The 20,522-nt window shown below is 61.8% G+C and carries 17 protein-coding genes and 1 pseudogene; 4 read left to right on the forward strand and 14 right to left on the reverse strand.

The genetic code is table 11. The features are described from left to right. Window positions 1-3: 3 nt before the first annotated feature. Window positions 4-552 carry a hypothetical protein gene (locus IB238_RS08075; RefSeq protein ID WP_192245125.1) on the forward strand — a complete coding sequence of 183 codons (549 nt, stop codon included), beginning with the start codon at window positions 4-6 and terminating at the stop codon, window positions 550-552. Here IB238_RS08075 and folK read toward each other — a convergent pair. From folK to folP, 3 genes are read right to left on the reverse strand one after another with little or no spacing between them, the layout of a single operon-like run. Then, window positions 545-1,078 carry a 2-amino-4-hydroxy-6-hydroxymethyldihydropteridine diphosphokinase gene (gene folK, locus IB238_RS08080; protein ID WP_192245127.1) on the reverse strand — a complete coding sequence of 178 codons (534 nt, stop codon included), beginning with the start codon at window positions 1,076-1,078 and terminating at the stop codon, window positions 545-547. The genes IB238_RS08075 and folK overlap by 8 nt on opposite strands. Continuing rightward, window positions 1,068-1,436, reverse strand: a complete 369-nt coding sequence (gene folB, locus IB238_RS08085; protein ID WP_192245129.1) for a dihydroneopterin aldolase — start codon at window positions 1,434-1,436, stop codon at window positions 1,068-1,070. Before folB ends, folK begins: the two co-directional genes overlap by 11 nt. Next, the gene (folP, locus tag IB238_RS08090; RefSeq protein ID WP_192245131.1) at window positions 1,433-2,320 is read right to left on the reverse strand and encodes a dihydropteroate synthase; all 888 of its coding nucleotides are present in this window, start codon (window positions 2,318-2,320) and stop codon (window positions 1,433-1,435) included. The genes folB and folP overlap by 4 nt, the downstream gene beginning before the upstream one ends. A gap of 255 nt (window positions 2,321-2,575) precedes the next feature. On the opposite strand from folP, the gene IB238_RS08095 reads away from it, so the two are divergent. Beyond that, window positions 2,576-3,145 (forward strand): DUF922 domain-containing protein, encoded by a 570-nt coding sequence (locus IB238_RS08095; protein ID WP_246723616.1) that lies wholly within the window; start codon window positions 2,576-2,578, stop codon window positions 3,143-3,145. A 343-nt stretch (window positions 3,146-3,488) separates the two neighbouring features. Here the strand turns inward: IB238_RS08095 and IB238_RS08100 are convergent, their stop codons facing one another. From IB238_RS08100 to IB238_RS08110, 3 genes are all read right to left on the reverse strand, one after another. Further along, window positions 3,489-4,169, reverse strand: coding sequence for an NAD(P)/FAD-dependent oxidoreductase (locus IB238_RS08100; protein ID WP_192247507.1), 681 nt, complete (start codon window positions 4,167-4,169; stop codon window positions 3,489-3,491). A gap of 26 nt (window positions 4,170-4,195) precedes the next feature. Next, window positions 4,196-4,516: a 2Fe-2S iron-sulfur cluster-binding protein gene (locus IB238_RS08105; RefSeq protein ID WP_192245135.1), complete on the reverse strand. Its 321-nt coding sequence runs from the start codon at window positions 4,514-4,516 to the stop codon at window positions 4,196-4,198. 236 nt (window positions 4,517-4,752) lie between these two features. Beyond that, window positions 4,753-5,163 (reverse strand): Hpt domain-containing protein, encoded by a 411-nt coding sequence (locus IB238_RS08110; protein WP_192245137.1) that lies wholly within the window; start codon window positions 5,161-5,163, stop codon window positions 4,753-4,755. 526 nt (window positions 5,164-5,689) lie between these two features. Between IB238_RS08110 and IB238_RS08115 the strand changes: the two genes are divergently transcribed. Continuing rightward, window positions 5,690-11,278: a kinesin gene (locus IB238_RS08115; protein WP_192245139.1), complete on the forward strand. Its 5,589-nt coding sequence runs from the start codon at window positions 5,690-5,692 to the stop codon at window positions 11,276-11,278. A gap of 261 nt (window positions 11,279-11,539) precedes the next feature. On the opposite strand, the pseudogene IB238_RS08120 reads toward IB238_RS08115, so the two are convergent. The 5 genes and pseudogenes from IB238_RS08120 to IB238_RS08140 form a co-directional block, all read right to left on the reverse strand. Continuing rightward, window positions 11,540-12,130: pseudogene (locus IB238_RS08120) on the reverse strand (dienelactone hydrolase family protein); the annotation flags it as partial. Between the two features lie 231 nt (window positions 12,131-12,361). Beyond that, window positions 12,362-12,961, reverse strand: a complete 600-nt coding sequence (locus IB238_RS08125) for an ABC-type transport auxiliary lipoprotein family protein (protein ID WP_246723502.1) — start codon at window positions 12,959-12,961, stop codon at window positions 12,362-12,364. Window positions 12,962-13,105: 144 nt separating this feature from the next. Next, a complete protein-coding gene (locus IB238_RS08130; protein WP_192245145.1) occupies window positions 13,106-14,476 on the reverse strand; it encodes an MlaD family protein in 1,371 nt (456 codons plus the stop codon). Window positions 14,477-14,595: 119 nt separating this feature from the next. Continuing rightward, window positions 14,596-15,378, reverse strand: a complete 783-nt coding sequence (locus IB238_RS08135; RefSeq protein WP_348648210.1) for an ABC transporter ATP-binding protein — start codon at window positions 15,376-15,378, stop codon at window positions 14,596-14,598. A gap of 14 nt (window positions 15,379-15,392) precedes the next feature. Then, complete coding sequence (locus IB238_RS08140; protein WP_192245151.1) at window positions 15,393-16,604, reverse strand: MlaE family lipid ABC transporter permease subunit; 1,212 nt, start codon at window positions 16,602-16,604, stop codon at window positions 15,393-15,395. A gap of 86 nt (window positions 16,605-16,690) precedes the next feature. On the opposite strand from IB238_RS08140, the gene dgcA reads away from it, so the two are divergent. Further along, window positions 16,691-17,674, forward strand: coding sequence for an N-acetyl-D-Glu racemase DgcA (gene dgcA / locus IB238_RS08145; RefSeq protein WP_192245153.1), 984 nt, complete (start codon window positions 16,691-16,693; stop codon window positions 17,672-17,674). Here the strand turns inward: dgcA and IB238_RS08150 are convergent. From IB238_RS08150 to IB238_RS08160, 3 genes are all read right to left on the reverse strand, one after another. Next, window positions 17,626-18,846 (reverse strand): MFS transporter, encoded by a 1,221-nt coding sequence (locus IB238_RS08150; protein WP_192245155.1) that lies wholly within the window; start codon window positions 18,844-18,846, stop codon window positions 17,626-17,628. The two genes, dgcA and IB238_RS08150, sit on opposite strands and share 49 nt — an antisense overlap. Window positions 18,847-18,954: 108 nt before the next feature. Continuing rightward, complete coding sequence (locus IB238_RS08155; protein WP_192245157.1) at window positions 18,955-19,797, reverse strand: UDP-2,3-diacylglucosamine diphosphatase; 843 nt, start codon at window positions 19,795-19,797, stop codon at window positions 18,955-18,957. Window positions 19,798-19,934: 137 nt separating this feature from the next. Next, entirely contained in the window at window positions 19,935-20,339 is a 405-nt protein-coding gene (locus tag IB238_RS08160) for a nuclear transport factor 2 family protein (RefSeq protein ID WP_192245159.1), read from the reverse strand. Window positions 20,340-20,522: the final 183 nt, after the last annotated feature.

Here is a 20,522-nt window from a genome sequence, read left to right on the forward strand (position 1 = left end):
TTCATGTATTCGCGCACCTCTTTGATCGCCCGCGGCATCGCAGCGGCACTCCTCGCCGTCTCTTCCGTCGCAAGCCCGGTCCAGGCTGCGTCTGGTGATAAGGCCTTCTTCGACCAGGTCACCGGCACGTGGCAGGGTCCCGGCGAAATCGTTGCTGGCAAGTACAAGGGCACCAAGTTCACCTGCAATCTGAGCGGCGACACTGTTCCGGTCGACGGTCTGGGAATCCAGCTCGATGGCCATTGCCGTGTTGGCGTATTCAAACAACCAATGTCGGCGCTGATCACCCGTGCGGGCGGCACCTACAAGGGCAAGTTCCTGGATGGCGCGGCCGGCAAGGGTCTCGACATTCTATCGGGCAATGTCTCGGGTGATAAGGTCGTCGTTGCAATCAACCGTCAGAAATTGAACGGCGCGTTGATCGCACGCCTGCAGGACGACAACACGATGAACATCACGATCTCGGTGAAGGTCGAAGACAAGATGATCCCCGTCATCGGCATGTCGCTCAACCGCAAGGTCGACACGATGGCGGTCGGCTCGATCAAGTAGGATTGGTTGGAGCCCGCCACCAGTCGGCGCTGTCACCGAAACGCTCGATCCCCGCCACATCCGCATCGGCGAGCCATCCGGAAACTTCCCTGCCCCTGACAACCATGTCTGCGGCAATGTCGGCCAGCGGCATCAGCACGAAGCCGCGCTCTGTCATGCGCGGATGCGGGATTTCCAATCGTCCACCGGATTGCGAAAGCTCGTCGTAGGTCAAGACGTCGATATCGATGGTGCGAGGCCCCCAGCGCTCAATGCGCTCGCGCTTCATCTCCCGCTCCACCGAAAGGCAAACGTCGAGCAGCGCTTCTGGCGCGAGTGCCGTCTCGATCAGCGCGCAAGCGTTGAAAAACCATGCCTGGTCGGTCTTGCCCCATGGCGGGGTTCGGTAGAGGCGCGACACGCCGGCCACCCGGCAATCTACCCGCCGGTCCAACGCAAGCAACGCCTTGCGCATCGCCTCCACCGGATCGCCAATGTTCCCGCCCAACCCGAGCGTCGCCCGATGGTCGAGCCGCTCAGACGACATGATCCACCGTCACCTGCACATAGTCGAGAACGCCCGCAACCGGCGCGTTCGGCTTGCGAACGGCAATCTTCGCGCGACTGATCTGCGGGAACCTCGCACAGAGCGCTGTGGCGATTTCCTGCGCCAGTGCCTCGATGAGAAAACGGCGGCGCCCCGTGACGATCGCCTCGATTTCCTTGAACGCAACACCGTAATCGACAGTCGATTCGATCAGGTCGTCGGCGAGCGGCTTGGAGGGCGTCACCTCCAGTTCAGCATCAACGAAGAAGCGCTGGCCCAGAAACTCCTCGGCGTCGTGTAGGCCGTGCCGGGCGAAAAAGGCGCAGTTCTTGAGAGTGATGGTGTAGGTCGTGGTCATCTTGAGTTCTGTCCTTCCGCCGCGATACGTGCGCTGTATTTAAGCCGCGCTTCCACCATAGCATCCGCCATCACTAGCGCGTCCCTGTTGATTGCGACATCGTGCACCCGGAATACCGCCGCCCCCGCCAGACGCAGAAGCGCGGTCGTCGCTGCCGTTCCAGCGTCGCGATCAGGGGCGTCGCGACCGGTGACCGCGCCGACGAAACGCTTGCGCGACGTGCCAGCGAGTATCGGGCGTTCGAAGCGCAACAACTCCCCGAATCGAGCCATCAATTCCAGGTTCTCGTCTGTATCCTTGGCAAACCCGAAACCTGGGTCGAGGATGATCGCCTCGTCCGCAACGCCGGCCTCCCGGGCGATTTCCAGGGAACGCTCGAGGAAGGCGAACTGGTCTTCAACTACATCTGGCAGCTTCTGCCGGTCGCGGCCCGTATGCATGATGCACAGGCCGGCGCCGGTCTGCGCCGCTACCTGCGCGATCGCGGGCTCACGCTGCAGGCCATGAACGTCGTTGACGATATGCGCTCCTGCCGCCACTGCCAGCCGCGCCGTCTCCTCGCGATAGGTGTCGACAGAGATCACCACCTCGCCGTCACGCGCGAGCGCCTCTATCACCGGCAGCACCCTTTCCTGCTCTTCAAGTGCTGTGACAGCAGCAGCACCAGGCCGGGTCGACTCGCCGCCCACATCGACAATGTGCGCTCCTTGCTGCTGACAGAGACGCGCATACTCGATCGCCTTCTCGGTCGTGTCATGCAGTCCACCATCGGAAAAAGAATCCGGCGTCACATTGACGATTGCCATGATCAGGCCTTGAGGCCCAAGTAGCAGACTGCGGCCATGGGCGAGTGACCATTGAAACGGGGCAAAGGCAGAAAACATGGGAACTTCCATCGAAGAGGGGCCGACAGCATGGAAAGCCGTTGCACCCGCAAAGGCTATGCCCCAAGGTCGGATGGAGTTCAACCGGGTTGGCAGAGTGGCGACCGAAACTGAACTCTAGACCGACCTTCAACTCATTGAACATGCAGCAGGTATAGATCTATGCTGCGGTTTGCCCCTGCTCCTTTCCGGATCTCGAGGAAATTTATGCCGGCCATCGCCAAGACGTTTCGACCGTTGTTTCTGCTCCTGTCAATGACAGCCGTGGCAACGCCCTCCTCCGGCGAGACAATCGCGAACAAGACCTTCACCTACTTTTCGGTCGGCGGGCGCACTGCCGCCGAGCTGGACGAGGAACTGAGCAAGCGCGGCCCGCAGATGAAGAACACAGGCTCCCGTCACCCCGGCGCGACGAAGATCCGCTTTGGCGGATCGGTCACGTATGTCCGGCGCGGCGAGAAATGCTACGTCGGCAATGCGAAGGTGACCGTCTCGACCAACATCATCCTGCCACGCTGGAAATATCGCCGCAGCGCCTCCAAGTCACTTGGCCTGATCTGGGACACGCTCTCGAGCGACATCAAGCGACATGAGGAGCGACACGCCGAGATCGCCCGAAACCACGCACGCGACCTGGAACGCAAGCTGAAGGCGTTGCGCCCCGACCGGGACTGCGAGAAACTGCAGGCATTGGTGGACCGCACGACGGCAGCCGAGGTCGAAGAACACGACAAGGACCAGGCCCGGTTCGATCGTGTCGAGTCTTACAACTTCAACGAACGGATGCTGCGTCTGCTCACACACCGGCTAGAGCGCGCAAGGTAGTTGCACACGCCGCCGGCACAACCAAGTATTTCCGCCACACCTTAGTAATAGAGCCGTTCACTAGAAAGTGATCCCTCCTGTAGCACCAGCAAATGACTGGTGAATTCTAGCGATAGCGCAAGTCCGAGAATCACCCTATCTTGAATTCACTATCGAACAGGAAGTTCGAGCACTCAAATATTAAGAATTGTGACAGGTTCTCCTGGCGCGTCATTTTTGTGGGCAGGTGTTACCTCCCTCTCCTGCTTCCGATGCGCCCTCCTGGCCTCGCTCGTCCACTAGACCGGCGAGGCATTTTTTTCGGCGCATGAGGTCTTCAGACGAACTCGGCCAGCGTCTTGAATCAGGTTCGCCCGAGACTTTCGCGAATACGCCTTGAGGCGGTCGTGTACTCGACCGGCGATTTCTTGCCCCCTGCGGCCCGGCGCCGGATTTCCTGCGTGGCGAGCGCGGCCTCGTGAAAGGCAGATAGAATGAGCTTCACCTTGCCGGGATAGTCGCACGCATCACCGATCGCGAACAGCCCGGGCCTGGACGTCTCGAAAGTTCCCGGATCGACGACGATGGCACCGCGACTTCGCTCTAACGGCCAGTCCGAAATCGGTCCAGCCCCGAGGTCGGCATCAGCGGCACTTCCGTCCGGCGGCAGGTTGAAAAGCCCAAGCCCACTTGCAAGTACGACATAGTCCCCTCGCGCCTGTGAACCGTCGTCCAATCTCGCCAGCCATTCGCCACCAGCATCGGATGTCAGATCAACGACAGCACATCCAAATGTGAAAAGTGGCTCGAAGGGCGCGGCCTGGCGCAACAGTCGCTCTATGAGTTCGCTGCCGTTAATCTCGGGAAACCCGGGAACGTCGTAGATGGGCTTGTCCGGATAGAGCACGACGCACTGGCCGCCAGCGCGATCGAGACCATCGATCACATGGCAGCGCAGGCCGTACAGTCCGAGCTGGAAGATCGCAAAAAGAGCGGCCGGCCCTGCCCCGACAATCAGAACATCGCTATCCTGGCTGTCTGGCATATTCTCACCCATATCCCGCGTAATCCTTAGCCCTGCCGCTCCGGCACGTGCACGACAAGGCCATCGAGCGCATCGGAAATCTTGATCTGACAGCTTAGCCGCGACGTTGGGCGAACATCATAGGCAAAGTCGAGCATGTCCTCTTCCATCGCCTCCGGCGCACCGACGGCCGCGGTCCAGGCATCGTCGACATAGACATGACAGGTGGCGCAAGCGCAGGCACCGCCGCATTCGGCTTCTATCCCCGGGATGGAGTTGCGCACGGCATTTTCCATCACGGTCGAACCATTGGCGACCTCCAACTCGTGGGACGTGCCATCGAATGCAACGATTGTAAGCTTGGTCATCATGAAATTCCGGATCGATTGTTCAGTCTGGCGTTGAACGCAGGGTGAAGCGCCTGCAACTCCCGAAGAGGGACGCCACGCGTTGCCGGTTACTTCCAACAAATCCGGACCCCAGTCAACATCGCCCGCCCGAATGCCGCCGCACCACCCGCGACGCGGCGCATCTGCTTTTCCGATTGCGGCAGCCGCACGCTCCATATTGCGATCGCGACCGGTCCTGGCGCAGACAGCCTCCCTCAGAGGCAGTACTCCCGAATAAAGCTCTCTGCCTCATCAACAGCAACCCGAACCGCCGCGATACGTGCGGTGCTCGACGGATCCTCTTCCAGCGCCTGCGCCGCCTCGGCAACGGCGAAGGCGCCGATGCCGCGGGAGGCCCCTAGCATGCGATGAGCGATCGCCTTGCAGGCAAGCCCGTTCACCCGCGCAAGTTCTTCGATGCAGCCACGTGCTTGTTCAATGAAGATCGCTAAGACTTCTCGCTCAACCGACTTGTCACCCATCGTCTGTCGGGAGAGGTGCTCCATATTGATTGCGTGTCTCTTCGTCGGGCAACCGCCGCCGGATTTATCGGACAGTGCGAACGTGGGAAAAGGAACAGCCATTACAATATCCTCTTCGGACGCCGCCCGCCGGGCCGTGCCCATCGTCGCGGGCCGGACGAGCAACGCTTGGGCGACTGCCTGTTTGGAAACTCCCGGCTGTCCCCTGCTCGAGAATCCACACTGGGCCCACGCCGCGCCATTTCGAGTAAACTGCGCCCCAACTCGGACCCAGATTTACCAACTATGGTTAACGGGTCGAAAAAGTGCGAATTGCCTGCCTTTCCGCTATGATACGCCCGATTTTGCCATTAACTTTCTGTTAGGAACCTTGCCAGCCGGCGTGCCCGTCAATTGTGTGAAACACGTTAATGTGTCACTACGATACGATTAGGGTCGGGTTTACGCCAAAATGGCGGGACAGTCCCGGTGGATAACCGGATTCCGAAGGTATCTGCCTTGCGGATTTCGAACTATCCAGCGCGTTTGGAGTAGGAAGTGGCGAGCCGCTTTCGCAGACGATGAAACAAGGTCTGCGTTCGCACCCGCCACGATCGGAAAGACGATACGGATACTGTGCAGGCGGCAGGAACCGGGATCGCTTCCGTACAATGTAACGAGGCGTATTCGCATGGCGACGAAGAAAACCAACGAGTCGATCGACGACACCGCTTTCCAGGCTCTGGAAGAAGCGCTGAAGATCGACTTCGACGATCTCGCACCGGCGACTCCAGCAAATGCGACGAAGGACGCCCTCGCCAACGAGTCCGAAGCCAAGGCCGCCCCGCGCGCCGGAACGCAGCCGGAAAAGGCGGAGAGATACGAACGCAGGAGCGCGCCTGCGGAACCGGCGCCGAAGAGCCCGGCTTTCACGCCGGCAAATGACGCCTCACGCAAGACCCCTGCCGCGATCCTGCGGTCGATCGACATGCGCTCCAGCCGTTCCGCGGTCCGCATGGCGGCTGTCATTTCCGCGTTGTGGGTCATCGGCGGCCTCGGCATCGCCAATTTGCTCTATGCGCCGAAGATCTGGGAGATCCGCTCTGTAGCCGATCTCATCGCCCTCCCCGGCGCCATCGGCATGCTCGTCGCCATCGTCATGCCGATCATGCTGTTCTTCGCCTTTGCGACGATGCTCTCGCGTGCCCAGGAACTGCGCAACGCCGCCCGATCGATGGCGGAAGTCGCCCTTCGCCTTTCAGAGCCTGAAACAGTCGCCGCCGAGCGCATCATGTCGGTCGGCCAGGCCGTGCGGCGCGAAGTCTCCGCGATGAACGAGGGCATCGAGCGCACCATCGCGCGCGCCACCGAACTGGAAACGCTTGTCCACTCCGAGGTGAACGCCCTTGAGCGCAGCTATGCCGACAACGAAATCCGCGTGCGCACGCTGGTCCAGGAACTCGGCTCGGAGCGCGAAGCGATCGTCAATCACTCCGAGCGCATCCGCACCACGATTTCCAGCGCCAACGAACAATTGCGTCAAGATCTGGAGTCTGTGAGTGACAACATCGCAACCCGCATGGCCACATCAGGAGAAGCCTTCGCCTCGATGATCGACACGCGCGCCGCGATGCTGATGGAAAAATCCGACAGCGCGACGCAGACGATCGGATCGATGCTCGCCGCACGCACGGACTCCCTGCTCTCGACGCTGAACTCTTCGGGTTTTGCGCTCGCCAACGAATTCGACAGCCGGCTGGAGGGTCTTTCCGCTGCCATGGAACGGCAGGGCCACGCGCTGCTAAAGCAGTTTGAGACTCGCGCCTCCTCGCTTGATGCGAATACCGAGAAGCTGAATGCCGCATTGAACGAGCGCGCGCGCCAGCTCAACGAAACGCTGATCGCCCGCACCCGCGAGATCAATGAGAGCCTGACGATTGGCCAGCAGGCCGTCGCCACCGGTCTCGACGACGTGATCCAGACGATGAACGCGACGCTGGACGAAAAGGGTGCCCAGTTCCGCCAGAGCCTGAAGAACGCTGCTGACGATACGATCATGGATCTCGATCTGCGCTCCGGCTTCTTCGACGAAAAGATGCAGGCGACCATCGGCCACGTCGCCGGCGCGTTCGACCAGCGCCTCGCAGACTTTGCCGATGCCTTCGACCAGCGGGCCGGCTCGCTCGACACGAAGCTGATGGAAAGCCTTGGCCGCCTCAACGAGACCCTGAGCGGCGGCAACGACGCGATCGAGGGCGTCCTGAGCAGCAGCATCGATCGGATTGCCACGACGCTGACCGACCAGTCCTTTGCGCTCACCACCGCAATTGGCACCGGCCAGGAAGTCTTCGAAAGCGCCGTCAGCGGCCACGCTGAAGCGATCCGGGCCTCTGTGGACGGCGCCCATGACAAGATGCGCAGCGTGATGAAGGTTGCGCACGACAAGATGCAGTCGACCCTCGGCGAGACGCACGACAGGATGCAATCCGCTCTCAACGAGCGCTCCGAAACCCTGCTCGGCGGCCTTTCCCAGGCCCAGGAGCGACTGGAGCGCGGCGTCGGGGTCCATGCAGAGCACCTTGTCGGTGCCATGTCGGCCAGCGAAGAGCGCCTGACCAATGCCATGGAGTCCCGCACCCTCGGCTTCGTCACCGTTCTCGACATGGCGCAGACGCGCCTGGAAGAAACCCTTGCCAGCAGCGCTGACGAGATAACCTCCTCGATCGCAGCAAGCCACAATCGCATCGACAATGCGCTTTCCGAGCGCACAGCGTCCCTGTCTTCGATGCTGAACGAAACTGGCGGCGCACTGGAAGCGACGGTGGGTTCTGCCGCAAACCGGATCGAGACCGCACTTTCCGGCGCTGCACAGGAGATCGACGGCGTCATCTCGAAGCGTACCGACGCACTTACCACGACCCTCGGCAACAACACGGACGCCATGAAGGCTGCGATCCATCAGGCTGCAAATCGCGTCGAGACGGTGCTCTCCGAAGGCACAGAACAGATCGGCGGAGTTCTCTCCGGGCAGGTGGCCGAGTTCGCCGACGCCTTCTCTGGTCGCGCTGCCGAGATCGCCGGAACGCTGTCTGAGCGCGCGACCGCACTGGCAAGCTCTCTGGTCTCGACCCACGACCAGATTCGCTCGACGTTGGACGACCGTATCAACGCGATCAATGTTGCCATCACCGAAGGTCAGCAACAATTGTCGGAAACCCTTTCCGACCAGGCCACGTCAATCGGGACGTCCATCGCCACCAGCGCCAGCATGCTGGAGATGACCCTCGAACAGCACGAGGAGAGCTTGCGCCAGGCCATCGATGGCAGTGCTGCGACCCTCGACAAGCGGCTGCGCGACAGCGCCGGCGCGGTGGCCGATCGCCTCAGCACCAGTTCCGACGAGATCGCCCAGGCCGCCGAGACGTTCGGCAACCGCATGGACGTCACCCTCGGCAATGTTGCGACGCGCCTCGATGGCACCGGCAGCCGGATCGAAGGCAACCTGGGCGCTCTCGAAAACCGTATCCAGCACGGCGTCGAGCAACTCTCAAGCCTTGTCGACTCCACAGGAAACCGCATCGCAGAAGCACTTTCGGACCGTCTCGGCGACCTCGAACGCGTTGCCGCGGATGCATCTGAAAACATCAACATTGCAGTCTCCAGCAGCATCGATCACCTCGAACGCGCTGCCAGCGCTTCGTCGGATGCGATCGGCTTGGCTGTCACCACCAGCATGGGCACCCTCGAGGATGCGAGCGAAAATGTTGCTCAGCGCATTTCCAACACGCTGGCCGGTCGTGCTTCCGAAATCGACCGTGTCACCGACGAGGCGGCGAACCGCATTGCCGGCACGATAGACGAGCGGACCGGGCGGATCGAAGAACGCCTCGCCACCATGGACAAGGCGCTCACGATCGGCCTGGAAAACGTCAACCGAACGATTGACGGCAAGGCCGCAGGCCTGGCACAAACGCTCCGCGGCGCGGTCTCGCAGGCGGCGCAGGAGATGGACGCGGAAGCCGTTCGCTCGGCCCAGTCGCTTGCCAAGACCGGCGAGGATTTTGCAAACCTCAGCAGCAGCCTGCGGGGAGCAGTGTCCCGCGCCGCTCAGGACATGGGCGCCGAAGCCCAGCGCGCCGCCGAGGCGATCGCCAAGACCGGCGAAGAATTTACCCGTTCTGTCGAGGAGACAACAAGCGCCGCGGCCAATCGCTTTGCCGAGGTCGAGGGCCGTCTCGAGGGGCACAGCCAGTCGATCCAAACAGGCCTTTCAGACATCGACAAGGCACTGGAGGCACGGGGTTCCTCGATCCGTTCGACGCTCGATGAACGCACGCGTGAACTGAATTCCATGCTCGCAGGGCGCTCAGCAGAATTGTCGCGACTGATCGACGAGCAGGCGAAGCCGATCATCGAACAGTATGCCGCAACCGGGCGCGAAGCTGCGGACCGCATCACCGCCGCGGCCCAGGAAAACGCCGAACGCCTGCGTTCCGAGAACTCTGCCCTGCTGGAGGCGATCTCTGCACGCACCAACGACACGCTCGGCGCCATCGCCAGCCGGACGCAGGAAGCAGCACAGGCGCTCAACCAGGTCGAGAGCAATCTCCAGAGCAGCGTCCTCAGCCTGATCGACCGCCTCTCGGGCAGCAACAGCGCGATTGCGGAACTCGTCAACGAGGCGACCACGAACCTTTCGAAGGTGGACGAGCAACTGGCCACCTCGAGCGAACGCTTCTCGGCCTCTGCCGACATGGTCTCCACGACGTCCCGTCTGCTCGAAGGCAAGATCGACCGGCTTTCGGATATCTCGAGTGGTACGCTGTCCCAGATCGGTGGCATCGTCGGCCGGTTCGAGGATCACTCGAAGCTGCTTTCGCAGGCTTCCGACCTTCTGGGCGCGGCGCAGTCCAACCTGGTCAGTACGCTCGAGGAACGCCAGGACGCCCTGCGTTCGCTCGCCGTCGGCCTGGTGCAGCGTTCGGAGGATATCGAGAATACCATGCGCTCGCTCGAGGGCATGGTCGAAGGTGCCTTCACCCGCGCTGAACAGCGCTCCGGCCAGGTTGCAGCGAACCTTCGCAGCGGCATCCAGTCATCCTTCGCCGATGTCGGTCAGTTGTTGGGCGAGACCGAGGAGCGTGCACAGGCCGCTTCGGCCTCCCTGCGTGACGCACTCGCCAAGGCCAGCGAAGATGCCGGCCGTGCTGTCGAAGGCGCATTCGCCAATGCCGAGGAGCGCGCCCGCGACGTCGCCAACCGGCTGCGCGGCAGCGTCGGCGCTACACTTTCCGACGTCGATCGCCTCGTCGCCGAAACCGGCCAGAAATCCGATGCTGCTACCCAGCAGATGGGCGAAACGCTGCGCCAAGTTGTCGAGGATGCGCTTGGCAAGTTCTCGGGCGCGACCGACGAAATCCGTCGTGCCGCCTCCGAGATCCGCCGCGAACTCGACCAGACCCGGACGGAACTGAAGCGCGGTGCGTTCGACCTGCCGGAAGAAGCCAAGGAAAGTGCGGCCAGCATGCGCCGCGCCGTTTCCGAGCAGATCAAGGCCCTGCAGGACCTGTCCGACATCATCGGCAAGTCTGCCCACAGCCTCGAAGTCTCGCGACCGGTCGACTACCGTCCAACCGCCGCCCAGACGGTCGCACAGGCTATCCAGCAGGTCTCCCAGCCTGCCCCGCCGCGCCAGGAAGAGACGACCCCGGCCCTGCGCGGCAGCCTCGGCATCGAGCGTGCGGCGACGCCGGCGAACCGCGAGGTTCCGCAGGCTATCCAGGCGACCCAGGTCGCAGAACCGAGCCGCCAGGCCGAAGGTGGTGGCTGGATGCGCGATCTGCTGCGGGGCGCTTCCCGTGAGGAGCAGCAGTTCGGCCAGCCGCAGCGGACGGAGAACCAGCCGCAACGCACTGCCGAAGCCCGCAACCCGCACCACGTGGTCGAGTCGCTGAACTCGCTGTCAGTGGATATCGCCCGTGCGATCGATCACGATGCTTCTGTCGATTTGTGGCGCCGCTACCAGCGCGGCGAGCGCGACGTCTTCACCCGTCGTCTCTACACGCTGAAGGGCCAGCAGACCTTCGACGAGATCAAGCGCAAGTACGATCGCGAACAGGAGTTCCGCACCGCCGTTGACCGCTATATCGGCGACTTCGAGAAGCTGCTCGCCGACGTCGCGCGCAACGACCGCGACAAGGTGCTGACCCAGTCCTACCTGACGTCCGACACCGGTAAGGTCTATACCATGCTTGCCCACGCGGCCGGCCGCTTCAACTGAAGCGTTTAGGAAAACGAGAATGCAAGACGGCCGCGTAAGCGGCCGTTTCGATTTGCGGCCGACCGGCATCACCCGTAATCGCGGCCGCACCACCGGCCTGCCGACTTTCGAGGCGTTACGGGATTAGCCGAATGGAAGTGATGCTGCGGCGCTTTCGACCTCGCGCGGATTCGGAAGAAACGCTTAAAGCAGATCGCGTGGACCGGGGCGCGGTAGCCAGACCACCTTCGAGCTGGGCCATGCGCAATACGCCGGCACGGATTAAACGCGATCCAGGAACGCAATCACGCGGCTGGTGAGGAGCGCGGCGGCAACCGCATCATAGGACGGGAGCGATCGGTCGGCGAAGTAGTGCCGATCGCCGGGGTAGAGGAACAACTCGGCGTTCTCGACCTTCTCCACGATCTCGCGGGCGGCTTCGATGTCGCCCTCGCCGACGAAGATCGGATCGTTGTCCATTCCGTGTATCTGGACCGCGACGCCGTCCGGCCAGGGTCCGAAGGCCCACTCGCCGCTGATCGGCAGGCAAGAGTGGAAAAGCAACGCTGCGCGGGCTCCGGGCCGTGTCTGTGCCAGCTTCTGCGCCGGCAGTACGCCGAACGAGAACCCGGCATAGACTAACTCGGGAGGCAGTTCGTCGGCGATGCGGACACCACCGTCCCGCATGACATCGAAACCGATCTCACCGATGTAGGCGAGCCCCTCGTCGATGCTCTGGAACGTGCGGCCGTCGAACAGGTCCGGCGTGTGCACGATGTGACCGGCGGCCCGCAAGTCGTCGGCGAAGGCGCGCACTCCCGGGGTCAGCCCCTGGGCATGATGGAACAGCAGGACCTCGGCCATACGGAGCCTCCGGGTTGATGGTCGGGCAGGTTCGGCAACTCTACAGCGTCAACGCCTCGCCGGGAATGGTGCGGGCACTTTGCGAAAGCACCGTCGGCGACCCGGCGACGGTTATCAAGATTCGGCTCAAGCGGTGCTCGTTCCTCTACCGAACCGGCTGCGGAACAGTGCGACATTGCATCCCGACAGAGCCACCGAAACGAAGAAGCAGGAACAACCGTGACTGGAACGGCGGCGACCTCAGATCGATTTCAGCGTCCAGCCGACGATGTCCGCCGTGACCCTGGCGAACGCCGCATCGAGCCCGGCCACAAAGGCCGGGCCGCCGGAGCCAGATACCGGCGCGGTTGCGCGGAAGAGGTGCTGCGCCCTCACTGTACCGTTGCGGTCATTGACGATCTTGGCAAAGATCTCCACCACCGCGGTTGCCGGGCCACTTGTGCGAACCTCAAAGGTGCGCAGCGTGGTCACGACCTGATAGTCGATCGCGAGCCCCTCGCCCGGCTTTCCGACGCCGCCAAGCGCGCCGCTCGTTTCAAAAGCCTGGATCAGCTTGGCCTGCACGAGTTTCGGAAGACTGTCGCTCCACTGCGCCTTGGCGAGATACTGGACTTCCGACGTCGTCGGCCGGACCACAACCTGATCGCTACCCAGCGCTTTCAGGGCGGACGGTTCCGTCACGAGAATCTGCCGGTTGCGTGCGGATGGTCCTTCGACGGCTGGTACGGAGGTCAGGTTGAACGTGTCATTGACAGCCTTGGCGCCGCCGCACGAAGCAAGAATGGCTGCAGAGACTGCCAGAACCGCAGCCCTCAACCCCCATCCTTTTCCCTGCGTCATCCCCGACACCGTCATGCTGTGCGAATCTCTCTTACATGCAATCTGTAGCAGCGGCCCGACGCACTGTCACCGCCGGCGGAAAGCAGAAGGCGAAGGAAAGCCATTCGCTTCGAGGATTGTGGAATTGCGGCCACAGTGTAGGCGCTAGCGGCGAGCCCGACCGTCGTACGTCTTCACCGTCTCCCCGCCGAACAAAAGCCGGCTCGGATTCTTGTCGAAGCTGGAAATGGTGCTCTGAAGGCTCTGGACCGCCTGCCGCGTCTCGCCGACGAGCGCCTCGACATCCCTCAGCCCACCGCCGGAGAAGCGCTGCAGGTTGTCAGCGATTGGACCAATGCGGGCGTTGAGCGAATCGGCCGCCTGCTTGAAGGATTGCAGCGTCGCCTTTGCGTCGGCAAACAGCGATTCAGAATCCCCCTCGCCGAGGAATCCGTCGAGTTTCGCGAGTACGCCATCGACACGGCTTGAGGCAGCGTTTAGCTTGCTCGCCATCTGCCGGACATCGGTGATGGTCTGGTCGATATCGTCCTTGCGCGCGCCAAGCTTGTCGGCAACGCCTTTGATGGAGGCGATCGCCTCACGCGCATCGGAGCTCGCCGCATTGATATCGTTGATCGTGAGTTTGACCTTCTCGCTATCGACGGCTGCAATGAGCTTGTCGACCTTGTCGAGCGTCGCGGTCGCATTCTTGCCGACGCTGTCAAAGGTTTCCGCCGTCCGCTTGAAGCTCTCGATCGTGCCTTTCACGTCACCGGACGCAGCAGCCAGGTCCGACGTCACCTTGTCCACGTTCGAAACCACATGGTCGATCTTCTTGGCGTCAACCGCCTTGATCAGACCGTCGAGAGCGGCCATCGTCGAATCGAGACGGCCGGAAAGACCACTGAACGTGTCGGAAAGCCCGCCGACGCTTTGCAGGAACTTGTCGATGTTATCCGAGTTTCGCGTCAAGGCGTCAGAGAACTTTTCGGCATTGCGAATGGTCGAAGTGAGCGGCCCGCGCGCATCGGCAACGAAGCCCTGGATGTCGGAGATGGCATCATCCGCACGTTTGAGGATCTTGTCGGCGGTCGCGAGCAGGTTGGTGACACTCGATTGCTCGGCAACGAGCACGGCCGTTCCGTCGGTTTCGAGCGCAAGCTTAAGGATATTCTTGTCCTCCGCCCTGCCGCCGGAGAGCTCGATGTAGGCAGCGCCCGTGAGACCCTGCACTTCGAGCACGGCCGAGGTCGACTGCTTCACGGGCGCTTCGGTGGAAACCTCTGTCAAGGCAATGGAGTAGCGCGGATCGTCAGAATCGATCGCGAGGTTGCGCACGGTTCCGACCGGGATGCCGTTGAAGCGTACCGGCGAGCCGACACTGAGACCGTTCGCCGAGCCCGGGATGCGGATGGCGAGCGGAGCCATCTCGCCGCTGCGACCGTACTGCGACATCCAGTAGACGAAACCGAAGGCGGCCGCGATCACCAGCAAGGTGAAGAAGCCGACGATCGCGTAGTTGGCCTTTGTTTCCATGTCTTTCTCAGTCTACCCACAAATTGCGCCATCGGCGCCTTCAATTGTTCGGGAATCGCCTCACGCCCACTTCAATTCAACTCCACCCGACACGCTGCGTCCAGCGGCACCAGATGCGCTCAGGTTCTGACGATCGATCGCGCTCGCTTTCCCTGGAAATAGGCCTGCACCCAGGCGTCGTCGCAGGCAAGCATGTCGTCGATCGTGCCTTCGACCAGAACCCTCTTCTGCCCGAGAACCGCAATCCGGTCGCAGACGGAAAAGAGACTGTCTAGGTCGTGCGTCACCATATAGACCGTCAGTCCCAGCGTGTCCCGCAACTTGGCAATCAGTTCGTCGAATTCGGCCGCGCCGATCGGATCAAGACCGGACGTCGGCTCGTCAAGGAACACCAGGTCCGGATCGAGCGCGAGCGCGCGCGCCAACGCCGCACGCTTGATCATGCCGCCGGACAGCTCCGAGGGGAACTTGTCCGCCGCCTCCGGCGCAAGTCCGACCAGCTCGACCTTCAGCAGAGCCAACTCGTCCATCATGGCTTGCGGCAGGTCGAGATATTCCCGCATCGGCACCTGAATGTTCTCACGCACCGTCAGCGAGGAGAAGAGCGCGCCATGCTGGAAAAGCACGCCGAGACGCATATCGAGCGCCATGCGCTCCGCCTCGCTCGTCCGGTCGAAATCGGCGCCGAGGATGCGAATAGTGCCGGCTCGGCGCGGAAGTAGGCGCAGAACCGTGCGCATGAGCACCGATTTTCCCGACCCCGATGCGCCGACGAAGCCGAGGATTTCACCGCGGTAGATGTCCAGGTTCAATTTATCGAGAACGACACGGTCGCCGAACCCCACGGTCAAATCCTTGACCGAGAGTACCACCTCTTTTTCGTTTCCAACTCGAGCGCTCACGCGAACCCCGTCCATCAGAAGTCGATCGCCGCATAGAACATGGCGAAGAGCCCATCCATGAGAATCACGACGAAGATCGATTTCACCACGGATGTCGTGACGCGCAATCCGAGCGACTCGGCACTCCCACCCACCTTCAGCCCCTCGACTGAGGCAACGATGCCGATCACGAGCGCCATGAAGGGGGCCTTGATCATGCCCGAAACGACCGTCGACAAATCGACGGCTTCCCTCAGGCGTGACAGGAACGTGTCGTAGGTTATGCCGGAATAGGTGTTGGCCACGACCGCCGCCCCGAACAGCGCGGCGAAATTGGCGATGATCGTCAGAAGCGGCAATGCGACCGTCAGCGCCACCAGCCGCGGAAAAACGAGGACACCGATCGGCGAAAGGCCCATGACCTTCAGCGCATCGATCTCCTCGCGCATCTTCATGGAGCCGATTTCGGCCGTGATCGCACTACCCGAGCGGCCGGCGATCATGATCGCCGTCAGAAGTACGCCGATCTCGCGCAACTGCAGGATTCCCACGAGATCGACCACGAACACTTCCGCTCCGAAATAGCGCAGTTGGAATGCCCCCTGCTGGGCGATGATTGCACCGATAAGGAAGGACATCAGCGTGATGATCGGAACGGCCTTCACGCCCATATGATCGATCTGGTTGACGATTGCCGCTGGCGAAACGCCACTGTGACGGCCGAGCTTGAGCTGCGCCCCACGAACCGCCGAGCCGAGGATGTACATCGCCGCGACCACGTCGCCCCAAATCTCGACAACGTGCCTGCCGATCGGCGTCAAGAAACGTACGAACGGGCTCGTCGGCCGATCGTCTTCAATCGCAGGCTCGCGCAATTGCGCGGGTAAGGCCTGGATCAGGTCCAGAAAACGGCCATTGGGATCAACAACGCTGACCTCTGCCCCCGCCTGTTGCCGCTCTGTCATTGCCTGACGGATCAGCCACGCGCCGGCGGTATCCATCCCCTCAATCGCGCGGAGATCGATCTGAAGCGGCTCCTTGTGACCGTTCAGATCATCCAGCTTGCGCTTGGCGGCCACGGCAGTTTGCGCACGCCATGCTCCGGAAAGGCGCCAGATTTCACCATGCCCGTCCGGGCGGCCGGCGATCTCGATTTCGGGAGATGGAATGGACGACGAATTCAATGCTCTTTCTTCTTCCCGGACGATGCAGGTGAAAAGTGATAGGAACCGTTGATTGCGACTCATATCGGCTCCGCCTTGATCTGTCACCGAAAGAAGCCGTGCTGAGGGCATCGCTGTGCCTGAAAACATCGAACGGAGCCGAAGAAGATATGCGCCGACACCTTGCCTCATCCACCGAGACCTTTCCGATCGCCGGCGGTTTCACGATTTCGCGTGGCACCAAGACCGAAGCGGTCGTCGTGACTTGCCGAATCACCGCAGGCGAATACTCGGGCTGGGGCGAATGTGTTCCCTACGCGCGTTACGGCGAATCGATCGAAAGCGTGCTGGCTGAAATATCGGATGCAACTTCGGCAATCGAAGCGGGAGCCTCGCGCGAAGACCTTCGCCAAATCATGCGGGCCGGTGCTGCTCGCAACGCAGTCGATTGCGCGCTGTGGGATCTCGAAGCCAAAGCCTCCGGCACGCCGGTATGGTCCACGATCAACGCAGTACCGTCGGCCCCACTTACGACCGCCTACACGATCTCGCTCGGCGAACCGGAGGCGATGGCCGCACAGACCGCTCGCCATTCGGATCGGGCACTGTTGAAGGTAAAGGTCGGAACCGCGGACGATGCAACGCGCATTCGTGCCGTGCGCGCCGCAGCGCCAGAGTCCCGCATCATTCTCGACGCGAACGAGGGGTGGAGCGGCGAGACGCTGGCTTATCACCTCGCCATCTGTGCCGAAGCCGGTGTCTCGCTGATCGAGCAACCGCTTCCGGCGGGACGGGATCAGGCACTGGCGCATTTGGAGCGCATCGTGCCCGTCTGCGCAGACGAGAGCGTACATCTGGCGGCTGATCTCGCGGCACTGACCGATCGCTATGACGCCATCAACATCAAGCTGGACAAGGCGGGCGGCATGACGGAAGCGCTAGACCTTCGCTCGCAGGCGGACCGCCTCGGCTTGAAGGTCATGGTGGGCTGCATGGTCGGCTCGTCACTGGCGATGGCCCCGGCCGTACTCCTGGCACAAGGTGCGGACTTCGTCGACCTCGACGGCCCGCTGCTTCTGGCGCGTGATCGCGCGCCAGGACTTCGTTACGAAGACTCTCTGGTGTTTCCACCAGAGGCCAATCTCTGGGGCTGACGGCTGCGCGCCAGCAGCACGAGCGCCAGTCCGAGGGCGGCAACGACGGACATCGCATAGAATCCGTCGATGCCGTACCAGGCGAAAAGATAGCCGGACAGAAACGTGGTCAGGGCCATGAAGATGCCGTTGTAGAAGAAGTACAGCCCCTGCGTGGAGGCCTCCTTTTCCTCGGCCACACGCTCGATGATCCTCCCCTGCACGCCGACATGGATGCTGGCAAAAGTGAAGGCGTGCAGGCATTGCAGGGCGAAGTAACCTGCAAATCCCAGATCATGCGGGAAGGCGACCCATCGGAATATGGCGACCGCGCTGCCGAAGACGATCATTGTCCAGAGGCTGAAGGTGCGGTTGAGGCGCGCAGACAGGATGAAGAAGACAATCTCGGCCGCAACGCCGACACTGAACAACAGGCCGATCTCCGTACCAGAGTAGCCGGCTGCGCCCCATAGGATCGCGATAAAGGCATAGAACATGCCGTGGCTGCCATTCACCAATGCGGCGCCGATCATCATCAGCTGTACGTCCATCTGGCCGGACGAACCGGTCGGGGCGACGACCAGCGCCGAAATCGGCGACGGCCGTCGTGGCTTGCCGATGCGCGGCGCGATGAATGCAGTGAAGACCGTCGTGACGAAACCGACCGTCATGGCCGGCAACACCATCGCGCCACCGAAGATGCCGGAAAGCCAGCCGCCGATCATGGTCGACACGATGAAGGCGAGCGAGCCCCAAAAACGCATGCGGCTGTAGTCGAAGTTCCATCGCCGCACGCCGCTGAGCGCGATCGCATCGGTGATCGGCAGATAGGGCGCATAGACGATCCCCTGGAGCGTATAGAGGACCAGAACCGGCCAGAAGCTTTCCGTAAAGAGAAGGGCCACCGCTGTTGCGAGCGACATTGTCCCCGACCACACCAGCACGCTTGCCCGATCGCCGATTCGATCGGCGATCACACCGGCGATCGGCGCAGTGAAGACACGTATAACCATCGGCACGGCCAGCACCAGGCCGATCTCCCAATCTGTCATCGACAGCGTACTAAGCCAGACCGGAAAGAACGGCAGCGCTATGCCGTTCACCAGCATTGGCGCACAAAAAACGATCGCGATTCGCAGGACAAAGTGGCGTGGTGGACCAGCGGTCGCAACCAAGCCGTGAGGCGCATGCATGTTTGGAAACCAGAATTGAGGTTACGCAGGACTATCACGGTGAGGCACGTACGCCAATCCGTGATTTCTGCTAGCACGCTGATCTTGTCTGCCAAGAACAGTGGGCCGCTAGGCCGCCTCTGATACTGGTTCCTGCCCGACAGATGTCCTAAATCCTTCGGAGACCGGCGAAGCTGTGGCCGGCCGGATCTCCCGCGGCTGCCATGCAACCAGTTCCATGCTGCCGTCGAAATGTTCGACGACGGCGGTGCAGCTCTCCACCCAATCGCCGGTATTGATATAGCGTATCCCGTCCAGATCCTCGACCACCGCGTGGTGGATATGACCGCAGATCACACCGTCCGCGTGGTTCCGGCGCGCCTCCTCGGTGACGACCCGCTGGAAAGCGCCGATGAAGTTGACGGCGTGCTTGACCCTCAGCTTCGCCCAAGCCGAAAAGGACCAGTAGGGCATGCCAAGACGCCGGCGCGCGGCGGCAAGTACGATGTTGATGCCGATTGCCGCGTCATAGGCCCAATCACCGAGATAGGCGAGCAGGCGGGCGTTGCGAACGACCACGTCGAATTCGTCACCATGCAGCACCAGGTAGCGCTTCCCATCGGCAGCCTCGTGGATCATCTGCGTGGCAACTTCGATGCCACCGAAATGTATTCCGGGGAAGTCGCGCAGGAATTCGTCGTGATTGCCGGGAATGTAAACGATCCGGGTCCCTTTACGCGCCTTGCGTAGAAGCTTCTGGACAACGTCGTTGCAGCTCTGCGGCCAGTACCAGCTGCGTTTCAGCCGCCAGCCGTCGACAATATCCCCGACGAGTATGATCGTTTCCGCTTCGTGGCATCGAAGAAAATCGAGCAAGAAATCCGCTTTCGCGGCCCTGGATCCCAGATGCACGTCTGACAGAAACAGGGTGCGAACGCGACGAACATTCGGTGCTGAATCGCTGGCTGTCATCCTGTGCACTCCGGCTCTGTTCCGCGGCGAACGAACGCCTTCCGGCAAGTTGAAACCAGACTCTTGTTTCAACAGGATGACAGCGTTTCCGGCGACGACCGCCACCCCGCCAAGGGATGCGCAATCGGAAGGTTCTGCTACCCTATGCACTGTCGGGAGATGGCGGCGCTGTCCCGCGCGCCCCAGCGGCAGGATATGCGGCCATTCTCCACGACGAACCATTCCATCGCCATGATCTCGTAGGGTCGCCCGGTCGGTTCATGACCGGCGAGCCCCCGGAAGGTGCCGGTGAAGCGGCCGGTTTCGCGAAAGCGCCCCACGACATTGCTGCCGTCGACCGCGATATCAAGCGCTTCGAGCCGCATGTTCATACCCTCGTGCAACTCACGCCAGATCGGCGCAACCTCTGCAAGCGCCCCGAAGCCCAGCACGCCGTAGATTTTTGCATCGGGGGCAAAAAGTTCCGCAAGCCTTTCCATATCGAATGCGTTGAACGCGGCGACATAGTCCTGGACGATGGATTTGTTTGCTTCTGCGTTCACCCGACTCTCCCTCGCTGGTTACTTTTTCATACGACCAGCAGTGATCCACCACAACCGCTGGTCACTTTCGCCCGCAGGTCTATTGAAGGCACGTTGCTGGCCGTCACACAAAGGCTGGGTTGGTGGTTGCAAGTCATGGCAATTGGGGCTTTATGGCATAGGCCAACCTTCACTGCACGCCCC

It is taken from the genome of Rhizobium sp. ARZ01, from assembly GCF_014851675.1.
Taxonomy (GTDB): Bacteria; Pseudomonadota; Alphaproteobacteria; order Rhizobiales; family Rhizobiaceae; genus Mycoplana.